Raw genomic sequence first — 7,086 nt, forward strand, 5'->3', positions numbered from 1 at the left:
ATGGAAAAGTCCAGAAATGGCCTAGATATAGGTATAGGAAAGGTCAAAATTTTGCTCTTACGAGCAAAAAAACCATAAAAAGGCATTCGATTAAGCTCATCGAATGCCTTTTGTCTACAATCTGAGATCACTGATTTATTGAATCAAGGGCTAGGAGATCAAAGTAACGAAAAAGTAGCGATTACTACAAGAAATAACAAGGGATGGATTAGAGTTACTCCACTCGAAAAGCAACCAGAACCTTCACATGTGACGATGCTTAAACAGGAGATTAAGAACCGTTGGGCCGACATTAACCTATTGGATTTACTAAAAGAAACAGATTTTCACACGGAGTTTACCAAACACTTTAAAACCATAGCCAATCGAGAGATTGTAGATCGAGAAACCGTCCAACGACGGCTTCTTCTAAGTTTATTTGGATTGGGAACAAATACAGGTCTGAAAACTGTTTCTGCCGGGAACCGTCTAGATAGTTATCGGGAACTTCGGTATATACGTCAAAAATTTATTCATAAGGATCATCTGCGAAAAGCCAACGCAGAGGTTACCAACCATATCATCTGCAATCGAATGAAAGAGGTATGGGGAGAAGCTACCACTGCATGTGCTTCCGATTCAAAACATTTTGGCTCTTGGGATCAGAACCTGCTTTCAGAATGGCATCCTCGTTATAAGAAACATGGAGTCATGATTTATTGGCATACAGATCGAAAGTCAGCTTGTATCTATTCTCAGCTTAAGTCCTGCCTTTCTTCGGAGGTGGCAGCAATGATGGAAGGGGTTCTTCGCCACTGTACGGACATGGAAGTTGACAGAAATTATGTCGATACACATGGACAAAGTGTTGTTGCTTTTGCTTTTTGTCATCTACTTGGTTTTAAACTAATGCCACGCTTTAAAAATATTGGTTCTCAAAAGCTATATCGTCCAGAAGCCGGCATGAATGAGGAATATCCTCACCTGCAACAGGCTTTAAGTAGACCGATTAACTGGGATCTTATTCGGCAACAGTATGAACAAATCATTAAGTTTGCAACTGCTCTACGGTTGGGTACGGCTTCTGCCGAATCCATATTAAAGCGATTTACAAGGGATACGAAACATCCAACCTATCAAGCTTTATGTGAATTAGGAAAAGCAATTAAAACGATCTTTTTATGTGATTATTTACACTATGAAGAGATTCGTAGGGAGATCCATGAAGGATTAAATACAGTGGAACAATGGAACTCGGTGAATACATATATTTTCTATGGGAAAAACAGTGAAATCCGTACTAATTCGTTAAAAGATCAAGAGGTGTCTGCCTTATCACTTCAATTGCTGCAAAACTGCTTAGTCTATATGAATACCTTAATGGTACAAGAAGTGCTTTATGACAACAACCAATATTGGTTGAAGAAAATGACTCCAGAAGATTTTAGGGGAATAACACCTTTATTTTATCATCATGTCAATCCATACGGAACTTTTGAACTCGATATGGATCAGCGAATACCTATTAAGTTGAAAGTTTCATAGTTTTCATAATTCTAGTCGGTGATAAAACCAGCTAATCTCCCGTCAAGATATTAGCTGGTTTTCCGTAATAAAGCAGAGACTATCTTTCCTTCAGAAAAGCGCCCGATTGTGGAATATCAAAATGATCGTTTAAAATTCAAAAATTGCGAAGCGTTTTTAAGAAAAAAGTTTTTTGCTTCTTGATTAAGCGACTAACCATCTTTGCTTCAAGTCGGAAAGGTTAGGGTGCCCTACCGGCTTGAAGGTTAGTCGGCTTGCGCTGTTATACGCTTCGTAAGGCAAAGGGAAAAATAAACAATATAAGCCGCCGATTCTGCTGCTCTCCATGAAATATTCGTGTCTACTAGTTTGGCGCAATCCACACGCACCTAGATTAATATCTAACCCTAGAAAAAAGGTGGCTCAAATTTGATTTGATCATTATTGACGAGCTTGGATACGTACCGTTCACAAAAATAGGATCTGAGCTCTTATTCCAATTCTTTGCCGGTCGGTACGAACGGGCAAGCGTCATGATAACTACGAACCTAGAATTTACAGAATGGACCTCTATATTCGGAGATGAAAAGATGACCGCTGCTCTTCTAGATCGGCTAACCCACAGGGCTCATATCCTCCTCCTTAACGGAGAATCATATCGATTTAGACAAAGTATGAAACAAAGGGAAGAGGCCGACCAGTAGGCTGGCGTGCGAGGAGTTTAGGGTATCTTGCCCCCCCCTCGGGGCAAGATACCCTAAACTCCCACTTCTCTATCAAATATGGAAATAACTCAGAATGAAGTGGCTCACTTTTAAAGTGATCGCTCTGGCTCAAATTAATATTGACAAATACAAAAGAAAATAGATCCATATAAAAATAAAAGTTTGACATAGATGGGACATAGGGTTGGTGATATTTAATATATCTATTGCTTGTTCAACAGTTTTGTAGGATCTTCATTAAAGGGCGCTTTTCTGGAGTAACGAAAAAAGTCCAATCTCTCAATTTTAATGCTGAGAAATTGGGCTTTTTATTTTGAAATTTCCTTAGCTTTGTATTAGTCGCGTTTTGCTGGTAATACCACAACATGGCCGTCCAGCCCTAGGACTTTTTGAAGGACTTTCAATTAAATTTATTCCCGTCCTGTTAATTGACCGACAAATTCAACATCATTTATCTTCCAACTCTGCTCTTTAACATAGATCAGCGACGTTTCACAATAACGGTTTCCGTATTTGAGACATTGTTAAATTCAGTTGTAAGTTTAAACTGGGGTAGCGTCAGCGTAGCTGACACCACACGCAAAGTGGATGTTAGTAACTGATAATAACTAAACCGTAGTTCCGATACTCACTGTTTCAGGAACTTTCATCTTCTTACTTTGCGGTCTGTGTCAGCTATTCTGGGATCAGGTCAATTAAAAGTAAAAATTAACCTTGATTTTGATTAAAGTTTTTTCTTCCTCCAAGGTTTAAAAAAGAAATAATAAATATGAAAATTGTAAAATAACACTTATACATTGAGATTCTTAGATGGTTTATAAAAAAGTAGATTAGAGAAGATATTTAAAATAAAAAAAATTCCAATGAAAAGGCCCCAATATAAAACTATATTATCAAATGGTAGTGAATAATACCTGAAGATTACTCTATGAATTATTCCAGCGAGAACAAATAATAGACAATTTACGAAGGCGCTAGTAATAGTTTTAATCATGAGTATATGTATCCCCTTTTCAACCAATTTCAATAATTCTATCTGAACCTTTTGCAATATTTTTATCATGTGTCACGCATACAATAGTCTTCCCCATATCTTTTAATTTATAAAAAAGAGATAGAATTATATTTTTGTTATAATCATCTAAGTTTCCTGTAGGCTCATCTGCAAAAATAATATTGCAAGGTTTCAAAATAATCCTCGCTATAGCAATACGTTGTTGTTCTCCACCACTTAACTGAAATATCTTTTTGTTTAAATAACTATGATCTAATCCGACTAATTCTAAAGCTTCTGGTAATTGCTTTTTGCTAAATGTTTCTTTATAGACTGATGATAATAAAAGATTTTGCTCGACTGTTTCATTATCAATAAGCACAAAGTTTTGAAATATAAAACCTAAATGTTGTCTTCTTAAGTTAAGCTTTATTTTTTCATTAGGATTAAGATGTCCTAAAATTTCTATATCTCCTTCATCTGGTTCTTCTAATAACCCCATAATGTTCAAGGCGGTTGTTTTGCCGGAACCACTTTTCCCAACAATAGATACAAATTCCTTGTCTTGAATTTTTACAGAAAAATTAGAAAGAATTGTCTTTTCCCCAAAGGTTTTTTTTATACCGTTAAGATTAATCATAATTTATCTCCCTTAAGAATTTTATTCATATTTTTATGACTCAAAAAGTTACTCAGATAATATAATATGAGCATTTCCATACTAATCAATAAAAGAGAGAACCATATTAATTCATAAAGTTTATAATACAAAACTTGAAATAAACCAATTAGAACATAAGAAACTATACAGAAAGCAATTAATTTCTTATTCCTCTGCCAGTAGGAATGTCCAAACAAATACTTTAAATAAAGCTTGTAGGCATTCACCTTGTAATAAGCAAAAATATAAGTAGCAAGAAAAGTAATCGATAATATTAAAGTTATTATTAATGAAATTATGTTTTTAACTAACAACATCTTTTTCTCAACAATTTCAGCCCCATATTCCTGGTATATTGAAACTGTCGAATTGATAAGATTTTTAGTATCTGTCTTTTCCAAATAAGGTTTTAAACTTTGGTATGCACTTCCTTTTGTATTATCGCTAAAGAATAAGCAACTAGTAGCGTACGAACCAATGAAAGAAGAGTCAACACTGTTATTATAAATTTGTACAATTGGGTCTATGATATTGTTTTGGCTATCCCCGGTATTACTATCATACGTAAATACTTTTTGTTTATTTTTTACATAAATTACATTTATATGCAATTGTTTCTTTGTCATATTATTTAAAGGTGATTTTATTTCTTTATTATAAATATTATCTACTTCGACTTTTTGAAAGTAAAATTCGTTCAGATATGAACGAACTATTTCCTTCTTATATTTAGCGTATTGGACGGGTACTAAAAGGTTTAACGTATTAGGATCATCATTTATTTTATCCAATACCTTTTGTCCATCTGTACCGTATATAGGATTTCTTTTTAGATAATTGTCATTTACTATTACTTTTTTTCCTGCAGGTGAGTATATTTCATTCTTCATAGAGGTATTTAAAGTATAAAAATATTCAGGTTTAGGGGAATTTTTTTCTACTTTAGAAAAGTTCACTGATTCTATTAAAAATGCATTTTTTTCATGCCTTAATTGTTCATAGAGTGCTTTTACTTTATTGTTCATTTCACGGTCCGTTTTTAAATCATCAGGATTATAAGCTGATGGCGAAAAGTTAAGCTTATATATATTCTTAGTTTTATCCCAGTATGATTTATTTTCTACTTGTTGTTTTAGGTCTAGTAGGTTTGTTAAAGAATGTCCAATTAACGTGATTAGAACAAAGGTTACTAAAAACTTTGCCCCGACAGATATGTATTGAAATTTATTAAATGATTCTAGAGCGCCTTTTATATTGGAACTACTTGTGTCAAGATTATAAATAGCTCTTGTTATTATCATAGATAACATAATAAATATTAATGATGTAAAGACAACATTTGCTATATAAATCGTCAAGTAGGCAGCAAAAAAATATATTTGTCCTAATGAAATTATAACTGCACCTACCAAAATTCCACCGAGTATATAACTTAAGACAAGGGGTTTAAGAAATATTTGTGGGAGAAGCAGAAAAGATTTAAATTTGGAGTATCCCCATATCTTTTGTAATAACAGTCTTTTTCTATTCCTTAGAATGAATTGGATAATGCCGATTGTCCAAATTACAAATGAAAGAATAACTAATAGAAATAAAGTAGAATTAAAGTTAAATAAATTATTATTATATTCATTCTCAAAAGTTACTCTTCCAAAGGAAGAAAATTCATTCAAGATCATTTGAAGAATTTCAGAGTCAGTTGTATTAATATAAAATCTGTTTCCTATACCAACATTTTCAACCTGAGAGATATCAAAGTACTTTACCTTCCATGATGATAAAGGAAATGCAAAGCTTCCTGATTGATTTGTGTTATTTTTATTATCATGATTGAAAATGAATTTTTTTCCAGATGGGAGTTTACCCGTTTTCAAACGAACAGTTGAGTCATTTTTGAGGTTAGTAGAATAAATGTTTATTGTTTTTTCATCGAAGGCAGTATATTGTGATATATTTATTTTTTCCTTTAATGAGAATTCAACCAATTTCTCCAAAAATCGATTGATATCTTGATTATTTTTATCTGGTGAGCGAAAGGTTATTTCCATTTGAGTTTTTCCAGAGTAAAGTGAATTATATAATTGCTTATTCAATATAACATCAAAACTAAAAATATTAGTTGTTATAAAGAATAGAAGGTATAGAATATGGAGGGTTTTCTTCATTTAGATAACTCCTTTGTTTAAAAATAGGTTTTATGACACCAAAATAATCTGGTATCATAAAACCTATTTTTTACTTGGTCGCCCAATAAGCCTTATTTCCAATAAGTGTTGATGGTAATTCCGCCTTAGAATATCCATAGGAACTAGATCGCCATGTATCACGCTCTGTAACGGAAAAATTCTTCACTGTTGCTCTGTGTGTTTTACTTGTGTGGTTGTAGTGAGAATAAACATCAAAACCAGAAAAGCCATGTTTCCAGGTTCCCCCACCAGCGATTTCTGTCTTAGAGGATGCGTAATCAGAATTTACGTCTACTTCTCCTCCGGCCGTTTCATCACCATAAAGTGCGAAAGTAGTAACTGGTGCTGCTAGTGCAGTGCATAAAGTTAATGCTATTAATGCTTTTTTCAACTAAATCACCTCATTTTATAATTTTATGAAGGTCTAGGTGATGCTCAAATAATAACATATTGTAATTAAATTAGATACAAAATTTTGAAAGTTTTCATTTTTTTTACATTTTTTCACTGTCTTCTTAACTCTATTACCTTCTTGACTTTATTGTTGTATTGGGTTCCGTACTGTGTATAATCATGCCAATGATGGAATCTTTTTATCTGCTAAAGTCTTTTGGATATTTGACTCTATTTTTTTACAAAACAATAAAACTTCATAAGGGATAGCACTTTTAGCAGATAAAAACTAGCAAAAGCGATTTTTAAAAATCTCTCATAATCCCTCAGCAGCCTACTAAGCAACGAAGCAATTCCACTTTAAAAAATATAACAACTTTCTTTATCATGCGTTCAAAAGTGGAACGGCTGAAACCATAACCATTATTTTGATCATGGCTTATCTTGGTAAAGGGGTAGAGTCAGGATTTCCCTGACTCTACCCCATATGTAAAACGAGGTAGTGTCAAAACTTCTATGAAAAAGTGACCTGAAGTTTTTTTCTTCTCTCTTTTTTGTAGTGGAGGTACCCGCAATCGCTCTTGACAAACACACCAATGGTTTGAGGTTCCTTTAACAAGGGCG

General features: G+C 33.4%; 4 protein-coding genes and 2 pseudogenes. 2 read left to right on the plus strand and 4 right to left on the minus strand.

Features of this window, described 5'->3' with window-relative positions:
• Positions 1-132 precede the first annotated feature (132 nt).
• Positions 133-1,524, plus strand: a pseudogene (locus ACE198_RS27555) (transposase); the annotation flags it as partial.
• Between the two features lie 389 nt (positions 1,525-1,913).
• A pseudogene (locus ACE198_RS27560) lies at positions 1,914-2,207 on the plus strand (ATP-binding protein); the annotation flags it as partial.
• Between the two features lie 811 nt (positions 2,208-3,018).
• Here the strand turns inward: ACE198_RS27560 and ACE198_RS27565 are convergent.
• From ACE198_RS27565 to ACE198_RS27580, 4 genes are all read right to left on the minus strand, one after another.
• Entirely contained in the window at positions 3,019-3,291 is a 273-nt protein-coding gene (locus ACE198_RS27565) for a bacteriocin-like WGxF protein (RefSeq protein ID WP_375377757.1), read from the minus strand.
• A complete protein-coding gene (locus tag ACE198_RS27570; RefSeq protein WP_375377758.1) occupies positions 3,242-3,862 on the minus strand; it encodes an ATP-binding cassette domain-containing protein in 621 nt (206 codons plus the stop codon). The genes ACE198_RS27565 and ACE198_RS27570 overlap by 50 nt, the downstream gene beginning before the upstream one ends.
• A complete protein-coding gene (locus ACE198_RS27575; RefSeq protein WP_375377759.1) occupies positions 3,859-6,048 on the minus strand; it encodes a DUF1430 domain-containing protein in 2,190 nt (729 codons plus the stop codon). The genes ACE198_RS27570 and ACE198_RS27575 overlap by 4 nt, the downstream gene beginning before the upstream one ends.
• Positions 6,049-6,118: 70 nt before the next feature.
• Positions 6,119-6,460 carry a lactococcin 972 family bacteriocin gene (locus ACE198_RS27580; protein WP_375377760.1) on the minus strand — a complete coding sequence of 114 codons (342 nt, stop codon included), beginning with the start codon at positions 6,458-6,460 and terminating at the stop codon, positions 6,119-6,121.
• Between the last annotated feature and the right edge of the window lie 626 nt (positions 6,461-7,086).

The organism is Neobacillus sp. KR4-4, assembly GCF_042136325.1.
GTDB lineage: Bacteria > Bacillota > Bacilli > Bacillales > Cytobacillaceae > Neobacillus.

Bases quoted from the DNA above. Each gene is read 5' to 3' on its own strand.
- ACE198_RS27570 (WP_375377758.1), bottom strand. From the start codon at position 3,862: ATGATTAATCTTAACGGTATAAAAAAAACCTTTGGGGAAAAGACAATT.
- ACE198_RS27565 (WP_375377757.1), bottom strand. From the start codon at position 3,291: ATGATAAAAATATTGCAAAAGGTTCAGATAGAATTATTGAAATTGGTT.
- ACE198_RS27575 (WP_375377759.1), bottom strand. From the start codon at position 6,048: ATGAAGAAAACCCTCCATATTCTATACCTTCTATTCTTTATAACAACT.